The sequence below is a fragment of the Kitasatospora sp. NPDC088391 genome, from assembly GCF_044753345.1.
Taxonomy (GTDB): Bacteria; Actinomycetota; Actinomycetes; order Streptomycetales; family Streptomycetaceae; genus Kitasatospora.
The window spans coordinates 140,151-159,344 of the sequence record NZ_JBIVNB010000007.1 but is presented as its reverse complement, the minus strand read 5'-3'; the positions used below and the strand labels follow the sequence as shown (position 1 = coordinate 159,344).

Below are 19,194 nucleotides of genomic sequence, written 5' to 3'. Positions count from 1 at the left end.
CCTCCGTGTCCCGACGCTGACCGGCCGTCGCGTACAGAGAGGTAACGACGATGACCACGCAGTACCCGCACCACCTTCCCCGCTCCCTTGAGGTCGCGCCGGAAGCCCCCGACCGGAACCTCGCCCTGGAGCTGGTCCGGGTGACCGAGGCCGCCGCGATGGCCGCGGGCCGCTGGGTCGGCCGGGGCGACAAGAACGGTGCCGACGGCGCGGCCGTGAAGGCGATGCGCACCCTGGTCTCGACCGTCTCGATGAACGGCGTCGTCGTCATCGGCGAGGGCGAGAAGGACGAAGCCCCGATGCTGTACAACGGCGAGCGGGTCGGCGACGGCACCGGCGCCGAGTGCGACGTGGCCGTGGACCCGGTGGACGGCACCACGCTGACCGCCAAGGGCATGAACAACGCGGTGGCGGTCCTCGCGGTGGCCGACCGCGGCACCATGTTCGACCCCAGCGCGGTCTTCTACATGGACAAGCTGGTCTGCGGCCCCGAGGCCGCCGACTACGTCGACATCACCGCCCCGCCGGCCGTCAACATCCGCCGGGTCGCCAAGGCCAAGGGCTCCGCCGTCGAGGACGTCACCGTCGTCGTCCTGGACCGGCCCCGGCACGAGGGCCTGGTCCGGGAGATCCGCGAGGCGGGCGCCCGGATCAAGTTCATCTCGGACGGCGACGTGGCCGGCGCGATCATGGCTGCCCGCGAGGAGACCGGCGTCGACCTGCTGATGGGCGTCGGCGGCACCCCGGAGGGCATCATCGCGGCCTGCGCGATGAAGTGCATGGGCGGCGTCATCCAGGGCCGGCTCTGGCCCAAGGACGCGGCGGAGCGCCAGAAGGCGCTGGACGCCGGGCACGACCTGGACCGGGTGCTGACCACCGACGACCTGGTCAGCGGCGAGAACGTGTTCTTCGTCGCCACCGGCATCACGGACGGCGAGCTGCTGCGCGGCGTCCACTACCGCCAGGAGACCGCCACCACCTCGTCGCTGGTGATGCGCTCCAAGAGCGGGACGATCCGCCGGATCGACTCGACCCACAAGCTGTCCAAGCTGCGGGCCTACAGCGCGATCGACTTCGACCGCGCGAACTGAGCCGCGCCGCCGGGGGCGCGGGGAGCCGCGCGGCCGAGGTGCTCCTCCGCTGCGCGCGGCTCCCCGCGCCCCCGGTTCCGCGTCCTCAGCCGGCTATGCGGGTCGGGACCGGCACCCGGATCTCGGTCTCGCGGCGCCGGCGCCTGGTGAGCACCACCCGGCGCTCGGCGGCGGTGAGGCCGCCCCAGACGCCGTAGGGCTCGGGCTGGGCGAGGGCGTGCTCGCGGCACTCCAGCAGGACCGGGCAGCGGGCGCAGACCCGCTTGGCGTGCTCCTCGCGGGAGAGCCGGGCGGCCGTGGGCTCCTTGGAGGGGGCGAAGAACAGTCCGGCCTCGTCCCTGCGGCAGGCGGCGGAGGTGTGCCAGGGGCTGTCGTCCAGCTCCGGCGGCGCCGCGGGGCGGCGGGCGGCGGCGGTGGCGCTGGACTCGATCGGATGCAGCACGGTGACTCCTGACCGGGATCAGAGGCTCGGGGGCGGTGTCGCTCCCCGGGCGGCTGCCCCGTGCTCCCTCGCTGTGGCGCCGTCGTCGCCGACCCGCGGGGTCACAGCCGTACAGGGAACGTTGTGGCTGGGGAACTACCCCGCCGCCCCGGGATTCATGCACACCGCACGCAACCGACTACAGCCTGCACTCGGGGCAACGTCGAGTGCCGCCGGGCGGATTGACGCCCCGTCACGTTTCCGCAGCTCAGTGGTCCAGCTGTCGGCGGACCCACTCCTTGAGCTGCTTGCCGCGGCGCGGCCGGGCCTCGACGCCGCCGAACACCGCGGCGCCCTTGATCCGGACCACCGGCGCGTGCGGGTCGGCCGAGGTCTGCTCGCGGACCTCGAAACCGCCGAAGATGCCGGTGCCGCCGCCGTGCAGGCTGACGTTCTCGGGCACCCGGACCTCGACGCCGCCGAACACCGCGACCACCTCGATGACCACCTCGGGGGACTCGAAGACCGCGTCGGTGAGGTCGATCTCGACACCGCCGAACACCGCGACGGCCTTGAGGCGGGAGCCCACCCGCCAGCGGCCCTTGCGGACGGCGGCACCGAACACCGCGACCATCGACGGCGACTCGGCCCGGGCCGGCGGCAGCGCGGGCCCGGCGGCGGGGGCCGCCAGCGGGGGCTTGCTCAGGTCGTGGCGGATCGGCCCGGGGTGGCTGGGCAGGTCGCGGGTGAGCGGCTCCAACTCGCCGAAGGTGCGGGCGTTGTAGGCGGCCTCGACCCGTTCGGCGTGCTCGTCGGCGGTGAGCCGGCCCTCCGCGTAGGCGTCGCGGAGCAGGTCGGCGACCCGTTCGCGGTCCGCGTCGGCGGCCCGGAGTTCGGCGGCGAGGTCGGTGGCGGGCGCCTTCACGGGCGCCTCGGCGGGCGCGTTCTTCTGCATCGGGGCGGGCTGCTGGCCCTGCGGTTCCTGGGCGGGAGAGTTGTCCACGTCACAAGCCTAGCGAGCCCGTCCGCGGCCCGAACGCCGGTTCGACGCAATGGGCGTGACCCCGGTCACGCGGGCGGCCCCGGGCACGGCCGGACCCCCGGGTGCGCCTAACCTGGAGGGTGCCTCGTCGACGACGCCGAAAGAACTGAAGGATCTCCCCATGGCCCCAGAGTTCGCCTACCGCGACCTGCTCCCGCTCGGTTCGGACACCACGCCGTACCGCAAGCTCACTTCCGAGGGCGTCTCGACCTTCGAGGCGGGCGGCCGCACCTTCCTGCAGGTGGAGCCGGAGGCGCTGCGGCTGCTCACCGCCGAGGCGATGCACGACATCTCGCACTACCTGCGCCCGGCGCACCTGGCGCAGCTGCGCCGCATCCTGGACGACCCGGAGGCCAGCCCGAACGACCGGTTCGTGGCGCTGGACCTGCTGAAGAACGTCAACATCTCGGCCGGCGGCATCCTGCCGATGTGCCAGGACACCGGCACCGCGATCGTGATGGGCAAGCGCGGCCAGCACGTGCTGACCTCCGGCCAGGACGAGTCGGCGATCGCCCGCGGCGTGTTCGACGCCTACACGAAGCTGAACCTGCGGTACTCCCAGATGGCCCCGGTGACCATGTGGGACGAGAAGAACACCGGCAACAACCTGCCGGCCCAGATCGAGCTGTACGCCACCGACGGGGACGCCTACAAGTTCCTGTTCATGGCGAAGGGCGGCGGCTCGGCCAACAAGTCGTACCTGTACCAGGAGACCAAGGCGATCCTCAACGAGGCGTCGATGCTCACCTTCCTGGAGCAGAAGATCCGTTCGCTGGGCACCGCGGCCTGCCCGCCGTACCACCTGGCGATCGTGGTCGGCGGCACCAGCGCCGAGTTCGCCCTGAAGACCGCGAAGTACGCGTCCGCGCACTACCTGGACAACCTGCCGACCGGCGGCGACGCGAAGACCGGGCACGGCTTCCGCGACCTGGAGCTGGAGCAGAAGGTCTTCGAGCTGACCCAGAAGATCGGCATCGGCGCGCAGTTCGGCGGCAAGTACTTCTGCCACGACGTGCGCGTCATCCGGCTGCCGCGGCACGGCGCCTCGCTGCCGGTCGCGATGGCCGTCTCCTGCTCGGCCGACCGCCAGGCGCTGGGCAAGATCACCGCCGAGGGCGTGTTCCTGGAGCAGCTGGAGACCGACCCGGCGAAGTACCTGCCGGAGACCACCGACGAGCACCTGAACGACGACGTGGTGCGGATCGACCTGAACCGCCCGATGGCCGAGGTCCGGGCCGAGCTGTCCCGGTACCCGGTGAAGACCCGGCTCTCGCTCACCGGCACGCTGGTGGTGGCCCGCGACATCGCGCACGCCAAGATCAAGGAGCGCCTCGACGCCGGCCAGGGCATGCCGCAGTACCTGAAGGACCACCCGGTGTACTACGCGGGCCCGGCGAAGACCCCCGAGGGCTACGCGTCCGGCTCGTTCGGCCCGACCACGGCCGGCCGGATGGACTCCTACGTCGACCAGTTCCAGGCGGCGGGCGGCTCGATGGTGATGCTGGCCAAGGGCAACCGCTCCCAGCAGGTCACCAAGGCGTGCAACGAGCACGGCGGCTTCTACCTGGGCTCGATCGGCGGCCCGGCGGCCCGCCTCGCGCAGGACTGCATCAAGAAGGTCGAGGTGCTGGAGTACCCGGAGCTCGGCATGGAGGCGGTCTGGCGGATCGAGGTGGAGGACTTCCCGGCGTTCATCGTGGTGGACGACAAGGGCAACGACTTCTTCGCCGAGGTCACCGACGGCCCGCTGATCACCAGCCTGCGGGTGCGCTCCGCGGAGTGACGCCGACCGCCCGCCGAAACGGGACGAGCCCCGGCCGGTGAGGGTCGGGGCTCGTTCTGGTGCGGTGGCCGGGACGTGCGGTCACGGGCAGTTGTTGATGCTGCCGAGGGGTTCGAAGACCTCGCCGTCCTTCGGCTGCCCGACGGCGGGCACGGCGGCGGGAGCGGGCTCCTCGGCCAGCACCTCCAGGGCGTGCTCGATCGAGTTCGGGTCGGCCGGAGCGGCGGTGTGCTCGACCGGGGCCGGGGTCTGCCCGGCCTCGGGAACGGTGGTGGTGTCATCGGCCATGGGGTGGGCCGCCTTTCAGCTGGCTGAGGGGTGTGGATCACCCGGGAGACTGCTCTCCCGGCCTGCGGCCAGTATCGTAGGCGACGCTAAATGTCTTATAAACGCCCCACCGCGCATCCGCTTGGTGGACGTTTGCGAGCTGCCTCATAAGCTGACCCACCCACACGACGGGTGCCGGCGTGGGGAACAGACGGTTCATCGGCCACAGGGGAGGACATGGAGCTTCAGAGCACGCGCTCCGCAGACGCGTTGCGCTTCCAAGTGCTCGGGCCGGTCCAGGCGTGGCGGGGCGACACCCAGCTGGCCCTCGGGTCGCCCCAGCAGCAGGCGGTGCTGGTGGCACTGCTGCTCGGCGAGGGTCGCCCGGTGACCACCGACGACCTGGTGGACGGCATCTGGGGGGACCGGACCCCGCCACAGGCGGTGGCCGCCCTGCGCACCTACATCTCCCGGCTCCGCTCGGTGCTGGAGCCGAACCGCGCCGTCCGCAAGCCCGCCGAGGTGCTGGTGTCGGTCAGCGACGGCTACGCGCTGCGGGTCCCGGACGGGGCGCTGGACCTGGTGGTCTTCGAGCAGCGGGTCGGCGAGGCCGCCGCGGCCCGGTCCGACGGCGGCTTCCGGGCCGCCCACGACGGGCTGATGGCCGCGCTCGACCTGTGGCGCGGCCGTCCGCTGCCGGGCGTGCCCGGCCCCTACGCCGAGGCGCAGCGCGGCCGGTTGACGGAGCGCCGGCTCGCGGTCGCCGAGGAGCGGTGCGCGCTGGCGCTGGAGATCGGCCTGCACGCCGACGTGGTGTCGGAGCTGAACGCGCTGTCCGCCGCGCACCCGCTGCGCGAGCGGCTGCGCGAGCTGCTGATGCTGGCGCTGTACCGGAGCGGCCGGCAGGCCGAGTCGCTCGGCGTCTACGCGGACACCCGCAAGCTGCTGATCGAGGAGCTGGGCGTCGAGCCGGGCACCGCGCTGGCGGCGATGCACGCCCGCATCCTGGCCGGCGACCCCGAGCTGATGGCGGTGCTGGCTGCTCCGGCGAAGCCCGCCGAGGAGCCGGCGGCGTTCGTGCCGCCCGCCCAACTGCCCGCCGACGTATCGGACTTCAGCGGTCGCGGCAAGATCGTCAACGAGCTGCGGGACGTCCTGCGGGCGGGTTCCGGCCAAGCCGTGGTGGTGACCTCGCTGGCCGGCATCGGCGGCGTCGGCAAGACCACCCTGGCGGTGCACGTCGCGCACACCCTGCGGCCGGACTTCCCGGACGGGCAGCTGTACGTGGACCTGCGCGGCGCGGGCGCGTCCCCGGCCGACCCGGCCGTGGTGCTCGGCGACTTCCTGCACGCGCTCGGCACGCCCGACGCGCCGGACTCGCTGGACCAGCGCGCCGCGCTGTACCGCTCGCTGCTGGCCGACAAGCGGATGCTGATCCTGCTCGACAACGCCCGCGACGCCCGGCAGTTGCGGCCGCTGATCCCCGGCGTCTCCGGCAACGCGGTGATGGTGACCAGCCGCTCCCGGCTGGCCGAGATCCCCGGCGCGCACCTGGTGGACATCGAGGAGCTGACCCCGGACGAGGCGCTGGCGCTGTTCTCGGCGATCGTCGGGGCCGAGCGGGTGGGCGCCGAGCCGGAGGCCGCACTGCAGGTGGTGACCTCCTGCGGGTTCCTGCCGCTGGCGGTCCGGATCGCCGCCGCCCGGCTGGCCAGCCGGCCGCGCTGGAGCGTCTCCGACCTGGCCCGGCGGTTAGCGGACCAGCGCAACCGGCTCCAGGAGCTCCAGCTCGGCAACCTCGCCGTGGAGACCACCCTGGGGCTCGGTTACGCCCAGCTCCGCCCGGAGGAGGCCCGCGCCTTCCGGCTGCTGGCCCTGGTCGACTCGCCCGACCTGCCGCTGGCGGCGGTCGCGGCGCTGCTCGGCGCGCCCGAGCAGGAGGCCGAGGACCTGGCGGAGGCCCTGGTCGAGGCCAACATGCTGGAGTGCTTCACCCCCGGCCGCTACCGCTACCACGACCTGCTGCGGCTGTACGCCCAGCGGCAGAACGCCAAGCTCGACGACACCGCGGAGCAGCAGGCGGCCCTGCTGCGGCTGCTCGACCTGCTGAACGCCACCATGCAGCACGCGGTGCGGGTGATCGAGCCGGACGACCGGCCGGTCGAGTCGCTGCACACCACGGTCGCGGCCGGGCAGGACTTCCCGGACGGCGGCGCGGCCCGCGAGTGGCTGCGCGCCGAGACGGCCGTGCTGCTGAGCAGTGTCGAGGCCGCGGCCGGCGCGCCACTGGTGCTGCTGCGCCCGGCCGTGGACCTGCTGCAGAGCCTGGTCAGCCTGGTCGAGGACCCGTCGCTGGCTCCGCGCATCCGCGGTGCCCTGCAGGCGGCGTCGGCGAACCCGGACGCCGGCCGGGACGCCCTGGCGCTGGCCGGGGTGCAGTGCGCGCTCGGCCAGATCCACCGGGTGGCCGCCGAGTTGGCGGAGGCGGAGGGCTCGCTGCGCCGCAGCCTGGAGCTCCAGCCCGCCGACCTGGCGACGGTGCTGCGGATGACCACCGCGAACGCGCTGGCGATCGTGCTGATCATGGCCGGCCGGCCGGCCGAGGCGCTGCCGTTCTACCAGCAGGCGCTGCTGAGCAGCCGTCAGCTGGCGGCTCCGACCAGCGAGGCCCGGCTGCTGGGCAACCTGGCCCGCGCCCACGTCGGCCTGGACCGGCACGCGGAGGCGGTGGAGTCCGCCCGGGCGGCGGTGACGGCGGCCCGGGCGTCCGGGAACGCGCCGTGCCTGGCGGACACGCTCTACCAGTTGGGCGTGGTGCTGCGGTCGACCGGTTCGCCGGGCGAGGCGGCGCTGCACCTGCGGGAGGCGCACCAGTTGTACCGGGCGCAGCAGCACCCGATCTGGGAGGGTTACTCGCTGGCCCGGCTGGCGGCGTGCCTGGTGGCGGACGGCCGGTTCGCGGAGGCCGCGCAGGCGGCCGAGGAGTCGCTGTCGATCGCGCAGGAGATCGAGGCCGCGTACTGCCAGGGGATGGCGAACGCGGCGCTGGGCGAGGCGCTGCTGGAGCTGGGGCAGCCCTCGCGCGGGCTGGCGTGTCTCCGGGAGGCGCTGGTGGTGTACACGCGGCTCGGTGTGCCCGAGGCCCAGCCGGTGCGGGACCTCATCGACACTCGGCACACCGAGCCTTCCCCCTCTTCTCCCCCCGCGCCGTAGGCTTCCGTTCCCCCCCTCGGTACCCCCCTGGTCCCCCTCGGCGGAAGCCTGTCCCCCCGGGAGCGTCGGCGTCCCCGCAGCCCCCCGGCTGCGGGAACGCTTTGACGCTTCCCCGGCGCTGAGACGACTCTGACAGAGCCCGATTGACGTTCGATAAACGCCTGCGGCAAGGGAGTTGGCCGCAGCTCGGGGCAGCTCGGGGCAGCTCGGGGCAGGTCGAGGGGGGGTGGCGGGGCCGGGCCGGCCGGTGCGGCCGCGCCATGCGGCGCGCGGGGCGGTGGCGCACCACCTTGCGGGCTCCGGTGTGCTGCCCCTGGCGGGCGATCGGCGCCCGATGGCGCGCGAGTTGACCGGAAACGGACTCCACGGTCCGGTGATCGCGTTTATTCTCGAAGGCCAGGGTCGGGAGTGGAGTGCGGACCACGACGGGTAGGGCAGGACGCGCGCGGGAAAGGTGCCCAGATCATCGTGACGGACGAACGGACTGAAGTCCCCGCCGACGCCGACCCGGCGTCCGGGGCGGGTGCCCGCCGGGCCGAACGGGCCCGCGGCGCCGCCGTGTTCGACGCCATCGGCGCCCGCTACCAGGAGGTGTTTCCGGCCAGGTCGGGCCAGCTCGCCTGCGGCGACTGGCTGCTGGCCGGGCTCCCGGCCGGCGCCCGGGTGCTGGACGTCGGCTGCGGGGCCGGTGAGCCGACCGCCCGGCAGCTCGCCGAGGGCGGCCTGCGGGTGACGGGCGTCGACCTGTCGGAGGGCATGCTGGCGCAGGCCAGGGTCGCCGCCCCGGCCGCCGCCTTCCACCGGATGGACGTGGTCGACCTGGCCACGCCCGCCGCCGCGGACACCTGGGGCGTGCCGGAGCTGGGCCCCGCCGGGGCGGGGACGCTGGACGCCGCCGCGGCTTTCTTCTCGCTGCTGATGCTGCCGCGCGCCGAGATCGCCGAGACCCTCGGCCGGGTCCGCGAACTGCTGCGCCCCGGCGGCCTGCTGGCCCTGGGCATGGTCGAGGCGGACCTGGACGACGTGCCGCTGCCGTTCCTGGAGCGGGAGATCCGGGTCAGCGGGTACCTGCGCGAGGAGCTGGCGGCGCTGCTGGAGCGCACCGGTTTCGCCGTGGAGGCGGTGGACAGCCAGTCGTACGCCCCCGCCGGGCCGGCGCAGCCGCCGGAGACCCAGCTGTACCTGCGCTGTCGGCGCACCGGCTGACGACTCGTCAGCGCCCGTCCCGACGAACCGGCACCTGCACAGATCGGCCAGCCCGTGCGCGACCACCTGGAGCCCCTGGCGGGGCAGCCGCCCGCCGTCCCCGTCCAGCGGCACCCGCCGCCGGCCGGGGCGGCCGTCGGCGGGACGGCCCGGCTCGCCGAGCGGCTGGCCCAACTGGACTGCGCGGCCCGGCGGATCAACAGTTCGCTGGACCTGGCGGCGACGCTGCGCAACCTGGGCCGGGTGCTGGTCCCGTCGGTCGCGGACGCCCTGGTGGTGCTGGTCCGCGACCCGCTGCCGGACGTCGAGCGCGATCCGGGCCGGCCGCGGGCGCTGCGGGTGCGGCACACCTGCGGCACCCGGCTGGGCCGCGCCGCGGGAGTGCGGCCGGTGCCGCCGGGCAGCCTGCTGGAACGGGCCCTGCTGCGGCGGGGCCCGTCCGGCCCGACGGTGCTGGACGCCCGGCGCGGCGGCCTGGCCGCCGAGCTGCTGGGCGCCCGCGCGGTGGGCCGGCTGCCGGCCGGAACGACTCTGCTGGCGCTGCCGCTGCACGGCCGGCAGGCCGCGCTCGGCATGCTGCTGCTGGTCCGCCGGCCGCGGCCGGACGGTTCGGCGGCGGGCTTCGACCCGGGCGACACCGCGACGGCCGCGCACCTGGCCACCCACGCGGGCCTCGCCGTGGACACCGCGCTGCGCTACACCCGGGAGTGGGAGATCGCCGACGAGCTGCAGCGCTCGATGCTGCCCGCGCACCTGCCGCAGCCGCACGGCGTCCGGCTGGCGCACCGCTACCTGCCGGGCGAGCGCGGGGCGCAGGTCGGCGGCGACTGGTACGACGCGATCCCGCTGCCCGGCAACCGGGTTGCGCTGATCGTCGGCGACGTGATGGGGCACTCGCTGACCTCGGCGGCCGTGATGGGCCAGCTGCGCACCTCCGCGCAGACCCTGGCGGGCCTCGACCTGCCGCCGCACGAGGTGCTGTACCACCTCGACGAGCAGGCCCAGCGGCTGGGCCAGGAGCACCACTTGGCGACCTGCGTGTACGCGGTCTACGACCCGATCGCGGGCCGGGTGGTGATCGCCAACGCCGGGCACGTGCCGCCGGTGCTGGTCGGGCCGGACGGCTCGGCCCGGCTGCTGGACCTGCCGCCGGGCGCGCCGATCGGCGTCGGCGGGGTGGACTTCTCCTCGGTGGAGCTGCCCGCGCCGCCCGGCTCCTCGCTGCTGCTGTTCACCGACGGCCTGGTGGAGACCCGCCGCCGCCCGCTCGGCACCGGCCTGGAGCTGCTCCGGGCCCGGCTGGCGGGCGGGCCGCGGCCCGACCCGGAGCAGCTGTGCCAGGAGGCGCTGCGCATCCTGCCGCCGGGCGACCGGGCCGACGACATCGCGCTGCTGGCCGCGGCCTTCGACGGCATCCCGGCCGAGGACGTCGCCTACTGGTACCTGCAGCCGAAGCACGAGACCCCGGGCCGGGCCCGCCGGCTGGCCGGGCACACGCTGCGCCGCTGGGGCCTGGACCACCTGGCGGAGAACTGCGAGCTGATGGTGAGCGAGCTGGTCACCAACGCCGTCCAGCACGCGACCCGCCCGGTGACGCTGCGGCTGGTGCGGACCTCGGTGCTGCGCTGCGAGGTCGGCGACGACTCGCCCGCGCTGCCGCGCACCCGCCGGGCCGGGCCGGAGGAGGAGCGCGGGCGGGGCCTGCACATAGTGGGCCGGTGCGCGGACCGCTGGGGCGCGACCCGGCTGGGCACGGGCAAGGTGGTCTGGTTCGAGCAGCGGCTCGGCGGCGAGCCGGTCAGCCGCTGAACCTCCGGTCGGCGTCGGCGAGCCGGTCGAGCGCGTCGAGGACCTGCGGGCCGAGCACGGCGAGCGCCAGCGGGCGGCTGCGGCGCAGTCCGAGGACGGTGCGCAGCACGTCGGCGTGGTGGATCTCGCGGAGCGCCCCGGCGTACTCCTCGGCCTCCTCCGGGTCGGCCTCCTGCCAGGCCAGCAGCAGGGCCTTGACCACGGCGAACATCATCCGCCGCCCGCGCACGAGTTCGGGCCGCTGGTTGAGGCCGAACACCTCGATGGTGGCCTCGCCGCGGACGGTCAGCGGGTCGTAGGCGCCGGAGTCCAGGTAGAGCCGCAGGTGCTCGGCCGGGTCCTCGCGGCACGGGTCGACCAGCAGGCCGTCGCCGGTGGCCGGGTCGCGCGGGAACAGGTCGCGCTTGCGGTTGCTGTTGCAGTGCGCGCAGGCCAGCAGGTGGTTCTGCCAGTCGAAGGTGCGCAGCGGCGCCTGGGCGATCGGCTCGAAGTGGTCGATGTCGGTGCCGAGGTTGTCCCCGCAGTACATGCAGCGTTCCAGGCCGGGCGCCATCTGCCGCAGCAGCAGCCGCAGTTGGGCCTTCGGCCGGACGGCCTTGCGCCAGGCGGCGCGCCCGGAGGCGGTGCTCGGTCCGGCCGTGCGGATGCCCGCGGTGGCGCGTTCCAGTTCGGCGGCCAGCCGGGCCTGCAGCGGCGGCCGCTGGAGCGGGATCACCGGTCCCGGCCGAGCAGCCGCGCGGTGACCTCGTCGACCCGGGCGGTCAGCGAGCTGTTCAGCTTCGCCCCCAGCTCCCGGTACTCGGCGGCCTCCGCGTCGGTGGCCTGCCCGGCGTACAGCTTGCGCTCCAGCCGGACCAGCAGCCGCCGTTCGGCCTCGGCGGCCGGCGAGTAGGCGCTCGGCAGCCCGAACAGTTCGGACAGCGCGGTGTCCTCGCCGCTGCCGTACAGCACCCGCTGCCGGATCTCCTCGTCGAGCCGGTACGGGGCCCGCTCCTCGTCCGGGCCGGGCAGGCGGATCAGCGCGCCCGGGTCGGCGGCCTGGCAGAGGTACGGGCTGTGGGTGGCGACGATGAACTGGGCGTCCGGGAAGGACGCGGTCAGCCAGGGCCCGAGCCGCTGCTGCCAGGCCGGGTGCAGGTGCCGGTCCGCGTCGTCGAGCAGCACCGGGCCGGGGCGGCGGGTCGCGGCGAGCAGGCTCGCCAGCCGGGCCAGCCGGGCGGTGCCGTCGCCGAGTTCGTCCAGCGGGAGTTCCCGGCCGCCGTGCGCGACCAGCTGCCGTTCGGGGTCGCTGACCCGCCAGCCCGCGGGCAGCACCTGCTCCAGCAGCTCCGCGCGCAGCGGGACGTCGCGGCCGGCCCCGGGGTCGACGTACCGGGCCCGCGGAGCGCCCGCCGACCCGCCGACCCGCCAGCGCGGCGCGGGCGCGGCCTCCACCCAGCCCTGCTCGCCCCACAGCTCGGCGTTCCCGCCCGGCAGTGCCCCGAGCGCCATCCCGAGCGCCCGCAGCAGCGTGCTCTTCCCGCTCCCGTTCGGCCCCGCCAGCACCGTCCACCCGGCCGCCGCCGGCACCCGCACGTCGACCTCCCGCACCCCGCGGAAGCACTTCACCCCGGACACCCTGATCCGCGACACGTACACCGGCCACCCCCCGTCTGGAACCCGCCACCCGTTCTATGCCCACCCACCGTCGGCCGGACGCTTCCCGCGGGGCGTTCACGGGGTGGGCCGACGGGGAGGGACCGGCGGTCGGGCCGTGTCCTGCGCCGGGCTCTCCTCGTGGGGCGTTCACGGGTGGGCGGCAGGACCCCGGCCGTCAGGCCGTGAGGCGGACGGGCAGGTCGCGCAGCGACTCGCGGAGGTCGGCGGCGAAGCGCTGGTACTCGCCGGTGCGGGCGGAGCCGGGGCGGTGGGCGAGGCCGATCCGGCGGCCGGGGGCGGGGGCGGCGAAGCGGACGGCGGCGAGCCGGTCGGTGCGTCCGGCCTCGACGTCGAGCGCGGTCGCGGGGAGCAGGGTGACGCCGAGCCCGCCGGCGACGAGTTGGACCAGGGTGGCGAGTCCGGCGGCCCGGGTGGAGCCGCCGGAGGTGTCCGCGCCGGCCTCCCGGCAGATCTCCAGGGCCTGGTCGCGCAGGCAGTGGCCCTCCTCCAGCAGCAGCACGTCGAGGTCGAGCAGGAGGTCGCGGGCGACGTCGACCCGGCCGGCGAGTGCGTGCTCGGGCGGCACGATCAGCACGAAGTCCTCGTCGAACAGCGGGATCTCGGTCACCGGCACGCTCCCGCCGGCGGGCAGCGCGAGCAGCAGCAGGTCGAGCCGGCCGCCGGCCAGGCCGTCGAGCAGGGAGGGGGTGCGCTCCTCGTGGACGTGGAGTTCGAGGTCGGGGTAGGAGTCGCGGACCAGCCGGAGCACGGCGGGCAGCAGGTAGGGTGCGACGGTCGGGATGACGCCGAGGTGCAGCGGCCCGGTGAAGGGGCGGCGGGCGGCCTCGACCTCCTCGGTGAGGGCGTGCAGCGCGGACAGCACCCGGCGCGAGTGCTCGGCCACGCGCTCCCCGAGAGGGGTGATCATCACCCGTCGGGTGGTCCGCTCGACCAGTTGCGCGCCGAGTGCCTCCTCCAGGGCGGCGACCGCTCCGGAGAGCGCGGGCTGGCTGGTGCCGATCGCGGAGGCGGCCTCCCGGAAGTGCCGGTGCTCGGCGACGGCGGCGAAGGCCCGCAGCTGGGAGACGGTGGGGGTGCGGGGCGCGCTGCTTCTCACGGTGGTGCTTCCTTGCCGGTCGGTGCTCCCTCCCAGTGTGCCGGACTGATCGGAATTGCCTATCGCGGCATGAGCGAGAACCGATTTCACTGATCAGTAACCGTGTGCCAGGCTGGGAGGTGTCCGCAATCCGGACAACCCTCGTCCCAAACCCTGGAGAAGCGACGTGCTGACGATCGGCGACAAGTTCCCCGAGTACGAACTCAACGCCTGCGTGGACCTCGACGCCGCGAACGCCTTCGCCGAGATCGACCACAAGTCCTACGAGGGCAAGTGGCGCGTGGTGTTCTTCTGGCCGATGGACTTCACCTTCGTCTGTCCGACCGAGATCGCCGCCTTCGGCAAGCTGAACGACGAGTTCGCCGACCGCGACGCCCAGATCCTCGGCGTCTCCGGCGACTCCGAGTACGTGCACCACGCCTGGCGCAAGGACCACAAGGACCTGCGCGACCTGCCGTTCCCGATGCTGGCCGACGTCAAGCACGAGCTGATGCGGGCCTGCGGCGTCGAGGGCGCGGACGGCACCGCCCAGCGCGCGGTGTTCATCGTCGACCCGAACAACGAGATCCAGTTCGTCATGGTGACCGCCGGCTCCGTCGGCCGTAACCCCAAGGAGGTCCTGCGGGTGCTCGACGCGCTGCAGACCGACGAGCTGTGCCCCTGCAACTGGACCAAGGGCGAGGACACCCTCGACGCCCAGTCCCTGCTGGCGGGCTGACCCGATGGCCCTCGACGAACTCAAGGCCGCGCTGCCGGACTACGCCAAGGACCTCAAGCTCAACCTCGGTTCGGTGATCGGCAACTCCGACCTCCCCGAGCAGCAGCTCTGGGGCACCGTGCTCGCCTGCGCGATGGCCACCCGGTCGCCGGCCGTGCTGCGCGAGCTGGAGCCCGAGGCCAAGGCCAACCTCAAGCCCGAGGCCTACGAGGCCGCGAAGGGCGCGGCCGCGGTCATGGCGATGAACAACGTCTACTACCGGACGCTGCACCTGCTCTCCGACAAGGAGTACGGGACGATGCGGGCCGGTCTGCGGATGAACATCATCGGCAACCCGGGCGTCGACAAGGCCGACTTCGAACTCTGGTGCTTCGCCGTCTCGGCGATCAACGGCTGCGGCCAGTGCCTGGACTCCCACGAGGGCGTCCTGCGCAAGGCCGGTGTCGACCGCGAGGTCGTCCAGGCCTCGATCAAGATCGCCGCGACCGTCCAGGCGGTCGCCGCGGTGCTCGACGCCGAGGCCGCGCTCGCCCGCTAGGCGGCGGGCAGGCACCACGCGAAAGGTCCGGCCGAGGAGGAGAACCCTCCTCGGCCGGACCTTTCGCGTGGGCGCGCCGGCTACTGCTTGCGGGCCGCCTCGATGGCCCGGAAGACCTGCTGTCCCGCCGCGTTGCGCTGGCGCAGGTGCCCGGTGACGGTGTTGACCACGGCGATCAGCGGGACGGCGACGATCGCGCCCGCGATGCCGCCGAGGATGGAGCCGGCCGCGACGCCGAGGACGACGGCCAGCGGGTGGACCCGGACGGCCCGGCCGAGGATCAGCGGCTGCAGGATGTGGCCCTCCAGCTGCTGGACGGCGACCAGCACCACCAGGGCCATCAGCGCCTTGAAGGGCCCGACGGTGACCAGCGCGATCAGCACCGCGATGGTGCCGGTGACCAGCGCGCCGACCAGCGGCACGAACGCGCCCAGGAAGATGATCACCGCGAGCGGCATCGCCATCGGCACGCCCAGCAGCTGGAGCCCGATGCCGATGCAGAGCGCGTCGATGAAGGCGACCGTGACGGTGCCCCGGACGTACGCGGTCAGGGTGGTCCACGCCTTGGGCCCGGCCCCGGCCATCGCGTACCGGGAGTGCCGGGGCAGGCCGCGCAGCGTCCAGCTCCAGATCCGGGAGCCGTCGTAGAGCAGGAAGAAGGTGGTGAAGGCGGTCAGCGCGATGCCGGTGAGCAGTTCGACGGCGATGCTGACGCCGGTGAAGCCGGCCGAGGTGAGCTGGTCGGAGTTCTTCCCGATGGACGCGGTGATCTGGTTGGTGACGTTGTCCAACTGGTCCTGGGTCAGGTGGAACGGGCCGGTGACCAGCCAGTCCCGCAGCGTCCGGACGCCGTCCTGGGCCTTGACGGTGACCCGGTCCAGGTTGGTGGACACCTGCCAGAACACGAACCAGCCGACCAGGCCGATCCCGGCCAGGCCGGACAGGAACGTCCCGGCGGCGGCCAGCGAGCGCGGGACGCCGTGCCGGCGCAGCCAGGAGACGGTGGGCTCCAGCAGGGCGGAGATCAGCAGGGCGGCGACGGCGGAGAAGGCGACCAGCCGGAGCGTGTCGATGACCCGGAACAGCACGTAGACGGCGACGCCGAGCAGCAGCAGCCGCCAGGTGGACTCGGCGGCGACCCGCAGCGTCCAGGGCACCGCGTCGACGGGGTTGCTCGGGCGGCCGGGCGGGGGGCCCCAGGACGAGTGCTCGGCGGGCTCGGCGGGCTCGGCGGGCTCGGCGGCGCGCGGGGCGGGGACGGTGTCGGTCTCGACGACCGGGTCGGCGGCGGGCCCGGTGTGCTCGGCGAGCTGACGGGCCGTCTGCTCGGCGGTGCGCAGCGCGGCGCGCTCGGCGACCAGTTCGACGGCCTGCTCGTTGGCGAGGGCGTGCGCCTCCGCGGAGATGGCCGCGCGGCGGCGGCGTTCGGCGGCGGCGAACAGTCCGGCCGCGAGGGCGCCGATCTTGGCGACGCCGCGCCAGCGGCCGCCGCTCGTCTCTTCCGTCACTGCCCGGTCTCCCCCGTGTCGGTCCCTGCGGGCCGCGGGTCGCACGGCCGTCGGTGAGGAACGCTACCCGCCGGCGCGGGGCGGGGTCGCGGGGGTTCGCGGGCTGCCCACCGGAAAATCCTTGCGAATATGGACAAATGACCGCATTTCACCGGGCAGGGCGCGTCGACGGGCCCGGGCGGCGCGAAGGCCCCCGCCGCGGAGTGCGGCGGGGGCCTTCGACCGGAACGGCGGGCGTTCCTAGTACCAGTGGTGGGACTGCCAGAACGACCAGGCGCCGCAGGGGCTGCCGTAGCGGCTGTTCATGTAGTTCAGGCCCCACTTGATCTGGGTGGCGGGGTTGGTGCGCCAGTCCGCGCCGGCCGAGGCCATCTTGGAGCCCGGCAGGGCCTGGACCAGGCCGTAGGCGCCGGAGGAGGCGTTGGTGGCGGTGTAGTCCCAGCCGCTCTCGCGCTTGACGATCTGGCTGAAGCACTGGAACTGGTCGGCGTCGCCGACGATCTGCAGCGCCATGTCCTGGACCGAGCCGGGGCTGACGGTGGCCAGCACGCTGCGGGCGGCGGCCCGGTTGGCCTCCTCCTTGGCGCGCTTCTCCTCCGCGGCCTTGGCGGCCTTGTCCGCGTCGGCCTTGGCCTGCGCGTCCGCGGCGGCCTTCTGCCGGGCGGCCTCCTCGGCGGCCTTCTTCGCCGCGGCGTCGGCGGAGACCTGCTGGGCGTCGGCCTGGCGGCCGATCCCGTCGCTGACGTTCTGGACGTGCGCGCCGGCGGGTGCGTCGGCGAGCAGGGTCGCGCTCGCCACGTCGACCGTGGTGACGGCCTTGCCTTCACTTCCAGAGGCGGCGCCCACCACGGCACCGACGGCGGTCACCGCGGTGGCGGAGGCGACAGCGACTCCCCGGACCGAGATCCGAGTCACATGGTTTCCTTCCGGCGTCGCCCGGCGTGTGACCGTACGGGCGCGTATCTGCCCCTGGGCACTGGCCTCCGTCGAACACTGGTCACCGGGGGCGCGGGCTCGGCCGCCGGTCCGGACGGGCCGGGTGAGGGCGGTTCGATCGAGCGGCGTACGGCCTTGCGGTGTTCAGTTTTCCGCCCACCGACCGAAGTCGCCGGGCGAGGTGCTGCCGTACGCGGGGCCTGACAGAACCCACACCATGCCGCACGCGGGCGCGTCTACGCAATTCCCTCCGCCGTGGCAGATCTCACAAACTTTTCGACCAGCGCCTTTGGTGGACGAACGGTCGAGACCCCGTCAGTTCCCCCCGCGACGAAGGGGCCTGACGCTATGTGTCAGACCCCTTCGTCCCGGTGTGTCCCGTTATGCCTAGGGCTGGATGTCCTCCAGCATCTCGGTCACCAGTGCGGCGATCGGCGAGCGCTCCGAACGCGTGAGCGTGATGTGGGCGAACAGCGGGTGGCCCTTCAGCTTCTCCACCACCGCGACCACGCCGTCGTACCGGCCGACCCGCAGGTTGTCGCGCTGGGCGACGTCGTGGGTCAGCACGACGCGGGAGTTCTGGCCGATCCGGGACAGCACCGTGAGCAGCACGTTCCGCTCCAGGGACTGCGCCTCGTCGACGATCACGAAGGCGTCGTGCAGCGAGCGCCCGCGGATGTGGGTGAGCGGCAGCACCTCCAGCATGCCGCGGGAGATGACCTCCTCGATCACGTCGGGGGTGGTGACGGCGGAGAGGGTGTCGAAGACCGCCTGCGCCCAGGGGCCCATCTTCTCGGCCTCGCTGCCGGGCAGGTAGCCGAGCTCCTGGCCGCCGACCGCGTACAGCGGGCGGAACACCATCACCTTGCGGTGCTGGCGGCGCTCCAGGACGGCCTCCAGGCCGGCGCACAGGGCGAGCGCGGACTTGCCGGTGCCGGCCCGGCCGCCCATCGAGATGATGCCGATCTCGGGGTCGAGCAGCAGGTCGAGGGCGATCCGCTGCTCGGCGCTGCGGCCGCGCAGGCCGAACGCCTCGCGGTCGCCGCGGACCAGCTGCACCCGGCCGTCGGGGGCCACCCGGCCGAGCGCGCGGCCGCGCTCGGAGTGCAGCACCAGGCCGGTGTGGACGGGGAGTTGGTCGGCTCCCTCGATCCGGAGGGCGTGCTCCTGGCCGGCGAAGAGTTCGTCCACCCGGTCGGCCGGGACGTGCAGTTCGGTCATGCCCGTCCAGCCGGAGGTGACCGCCAGCTCGGCCCGGTACTCCTCGGCCAGCAGGCCGACCGAACTCGCCTTGATCCGCAGCGGCAGGTCCTTGGAGACGACAGTGACGTCGTACCCCTCGGCCTGCAGGTTGCGGGCCACCGCCAGGATCCGGGTGTCCGCCTCGCCGCCGCCGATCCGGTAGCCGGCCGGCAGGATCGAGGTGTCGGAGTGGTTCAGCTCGACCCGGATGGTGCCGCCCAGCTCGCCGACCGGGATCGGTTCGTCGAGCCGGCCGTGGCGGACCCGGTAGTCGTCCAGCAGGCGCAGTGCCTGGCGGGCGAAGTAGCCGAGTTCCGGGTGGTGGCGTTTGGCCTCCAGCTCGGTGACGACGACGACCGGGAGGACGACCTCGTGCTCCTCGAAGCGCGTCATGGCGAGAGGGTCGGCCAGGAGCACGCTGGTGTCGAGGACGTACGTGCGCCGGTCAGGTGTCCGGCGGCTCTTGGTACTGACCACTAGCCCTCCAGAGCGGGTGACCCGACGTCACCCGCGGCCCACCGGTCCCCGCGGCCCCGCTGGCCGGGAGGACGGTCTGAGGGGAGTATTCCCAGGCGAGGGGCCCGGCATTCGTCCCGGAGAGAACGTCGGGATCACAGCAGGTGAACGTTTTCCCACCCGCCCCACGGGTAGGGGGGCCTGACCGC

The 19,194-nt window shown here is 73.9% G+C and carries 16 protein-coding genes; 7 read left to right on the top strand and 9 right to left on the bottom strand.

Annotated features, from left to right (window positions below; translation table 11 throughout):
• The first annotated feature begins 50 nt into the window (after nt 1–50).
• Entirely contained in the window at nt 51–1,091 is a 1,041-nt protein-coding gene (gene glpX / locus ACIQBJ_RS21975; protein WP_400712974.1) for a class II fructose-bisphosphatase, read from the top strand.
• A gap of 85 nt (nt 1,092–1,176) precedes the next feature.
• Here glpX and ACIQBJ_RS21970 read toward each other — a convergent pair whose 3' ends face one another.
• Together ACIQBJ_RS21970 and ACIQBJ_RS21965 are read right to left on the bottom strand one after the other, a co-directional pair.
• Nucleotides 1,177–1,533 carry a WhiB family transcriptional regulator gene (locus tag ACIQBJ_RS21970; RefSeq protein WP_400712971.1) on the bottom strand — a complete coding sequence of 119 codons (357 nt, stop codon included), beginning with the start codon at nt 1,531–1,533 and terminating at the stop codon, nt 1,177–1,179.
• Nucleotides 1,534–1,780: 247 nt separating this feature from the next.
• Nucleotides 1,781–2,467, bottom strand: a complete 687-nt coding sequence (locus ACIQBJ_RS21965; RefSeq protein WP_400713587.1) for a DUF1707 domain-containing protein — start codon at nt 2,465–2,467, stop codon at nt 1,781–1,783.
• A 208-nt stretch (nt 2,468–2,675) separates the two neighbouring features.
• Here ACIQBJ_RS21965 and ACIQBJ_RS21960 point away from each other — a divergent pair, with 208 nt between their 5' ends.
• Nucleotides 2,676–4,337, top strand: coding sequence for a fumarate hydratase (locus tag ACIQBJ_RS21960; RefSeq protein WP_400712968.1), 1,662 nt, complete (start codon nt 2,676–2,678; stop codon nt 4,335–4,337).
• An 81-nt stretch (nt 4,338–4,418) separates the two neighbouring features.
• On the opposite strand, the gene ACIQBJ_RS21955 is transcribed toward ACIQBJ_RS21960, so the two are convergent.
• Nucleotides 4,419–4,625, bottom strand: coding sequence for a hypothetical protein (locus ACIQBJ_RS21955; RefSeq protein ID WP_400712965.1), 207 nt, complete (start codon nt 4,623–4,625; stop codon nt 4,419–4,421).
• Between the two features lie 216 nt (nt 4,626–4,841).
• Between ACIQBJ_RS21955 and ACIQBJ_RS21950 the strand changes: the two genes are divergently transcribed.
• From ACIQBJ_RS21950 to ACIQBJ_RS21940, 3 genes are all read left to right on the top strand, one after another.
• Entirely contained in the window at nt 4,842–7,817 is a 2,976-nt protein-coding gene (locus ACIQBJ_RS21950) for a BTAD domain-containing putative transcriptional regulator (RefSeq protein ID WP_400712962.1), read from the top strand.
• Between the two features lie 468 nt (nt 7,818–8,285).
• Nucleotides 8,286–9,023 (top strand): class I SAM-dependent DNA methyltransferase, encoded by a 738-nt coding sequence (locus tag ACIQBJ_RS21945; protein WP_400712960.1) that lies wholly within the window; start codon nt 8,286–8,288, stop codon nt 9,021–9,023.
• Between the two features lie 54 nt (nt 9,024–9,077).
• Nucleotides 9,078–10,832 (top strand): SpoIIE family protein phosphatase, encoded by a 1,755-nt coding sequence (locus ACIQBJ_RS21940; RefSeq protein ID WP_400712957.1) that lies wholly within the window; start codon nt 9,078–9,080, stop codon nt 10,830–10,832.
• Here the strand turns inward: ACIQBJ_RS21940 and ACIQBJ_RS21935 are convergent.
• The 3 genes from ACIQBJ_RS21935 to ACIQBJ_RS21925 all read right to left on the bottom strand — a co-directional run bounded on the left by ACIQBJ_RS21935 (nt 10,822) and on the right by ACIQBJ_RS21925 (nt 13,587).
• Nucleotides 10,822–11,547 carry an HNH endonuclease gene (locus ACIQBJ_RS21935; protein WP_400712953.1) on the bottom strand — a complete coding sequence of 242 codons (726 nt, stop codon included), beginning with the start codon at nt 11,545–11,547 and terminating at the stop codon, nt 10,822–10,824. The two genes, ACIQBJ_RS21940 and ACIQBJ_RS21935, sit on opposite strands and share 11 nt — an antisense overlap.
• Nucleotides 11,544–12,464, bottom strand: coding sequence for an AAA family ATPase (locus ACIQBJ_RS21930; protein WP_400712950.1), 921 nt, complete (start codon nt 12,462–12,464; stop codon nt 11,544–11,546). Before ACIQBJ_RS21930 ends, ACIQBJ_RS21935 begins: the two co-directional genes overlap by 4 nt.
• 181 nt (nt 12,465–12,645) lie before the next feature.
• Nucleotides 12,646–13,587: a LysR substrate-binding domain-containing protein gene (locus ACIQBJ_RS21925; RefSeq protein WP_400712947.1), complete on the bottom strand. Its 942-nt coding sequence runs from the start codon at nt 13,585–13,587 to the stop codon at nt 12,646–12,648.
• Between the two features lie 166 nt (nt 13,588–13,753).
• Here ACIQBJ_RS21925 and ACIQBJ_RS21920 point away from each other — a divergent pair, with 166 nt between their 5' ends.
• Together ACIQBJ_RS21920 and ACIQBJ_RS21915 are read left to right on the top strand one after the other, a co-directional pair.
• Entirely contained in the window at nt 13,754–14,305 is a 552-nt protein-coding gene (locus tag ACIQBJ_RS21920; RefSeq protein ID WP_400712944.1) for a peroxiredoxin, read from the top strand.
• 4 nt (nt 14,306–14,309) lie between these two features.
• Nucleotides 14,310–14,843 carry an alkyl hydroperoxide reductase gene (locus ACIQBJ_RS21915; RefSeq protein WP_400712941.1) on the top strand — a complete coding sequence of 178 codons (534 nt, stop codon included), beginning with the start codon at nt 14,310–14,312 and terminating at the stop codon, nt 14,841–14,843.
• Between the two features lie 80 nt (nt 14,844–14,923).
• Here ACIQBJ_RS21915 and ACIQBJ_RS21910 read toward each other — a convergent pair whose 3' ends face one another.
• From ACIQBJ_RS21910 to ACIQBJ_RS21900, 3 genes are all read right to left on the bottom strand, one after another.
• Nucleotides 14,924–16,351: an AI-2E family transporter gene (locus ACIQBJ_RS21910; RefSeq protein WP_400712938.1), complete on the bottom strand. Its 1,428-nt coding sequence runs from the start codon at nt 16,349–16,351 to the stop codon at nt 14,924–14,926.
• A gap of 240 nt (nt 16,352–16,591) precedes the next feature.
• Nucleotides 16,592–17,266, bottom strand: coding sequence for a transglycosylase SLT domain-containing protein (locus tag ACIQBJ_RS21905; RefSeq protein ID WP_400712935.1), 675 nt, complete (start codon nt 17,264–17,266; stop codon nt 16,592–16,594).
• Nucleotides 17,267–17,674: 408 nt separating this feature from the next.
• Complete coding sequence (locus ACIQBJ_RS21900; RefSeq protein WP_400712932.1) at nt 17,675–19,006, bottom strand: PhoH family protein; 1,332 nt, start codon at nt 19,004–19,006, stop codon at nt 17,675–17,677.
• Nucleotides 19,007–19,194: the final 188 nt, after the last annotated feature.

Coding starts and splice junctions, on each gene's coding strand:
- ACIQBJ_RS21960 (WP_400712968.1), top strand. CDS start 2,676: ATGGCCCCAGAGTTCGCCTACCGCGACCTGCTCCCGCTCGGTTCGGAC.
- ACIQBJ_RS21950 (WP_400712962.1), top strand. CDS start 4,842: ATGGAGCTTCAGAGCACGCGCTCCGCAGACGCGTTGCGCTTCCAAGTG.
- glpX (WP_400712974.1), top strand. CDS start 51: ATGACCACGCAGTACCCGCACCACCTTCCCCGCTCCCTTGAGGTCGCG.
- ACIQBJ_RS21955 (WP_400712965.1), bottom strand. CDS start 4,625: ATGGCCGATGACACCACCACCGTTCCCGAGGCCGGGCAGACCCCGGCC.
- ACIQBJ_RS21915 (WP_400712941.1), top strand. CDS start 14,310: ATGGCCCTCGACGAACTCAAGGCCGCGCTGCCGGACTACGCCAAGGAC.
- ACIQBJ_RS21965 (WP_400713587.1), bottom strand. CDS start 2,467: ATGCAGAAGAACGCGCCCGCCGAGGCGCCCGTGAAGGCGCCCGCCACC.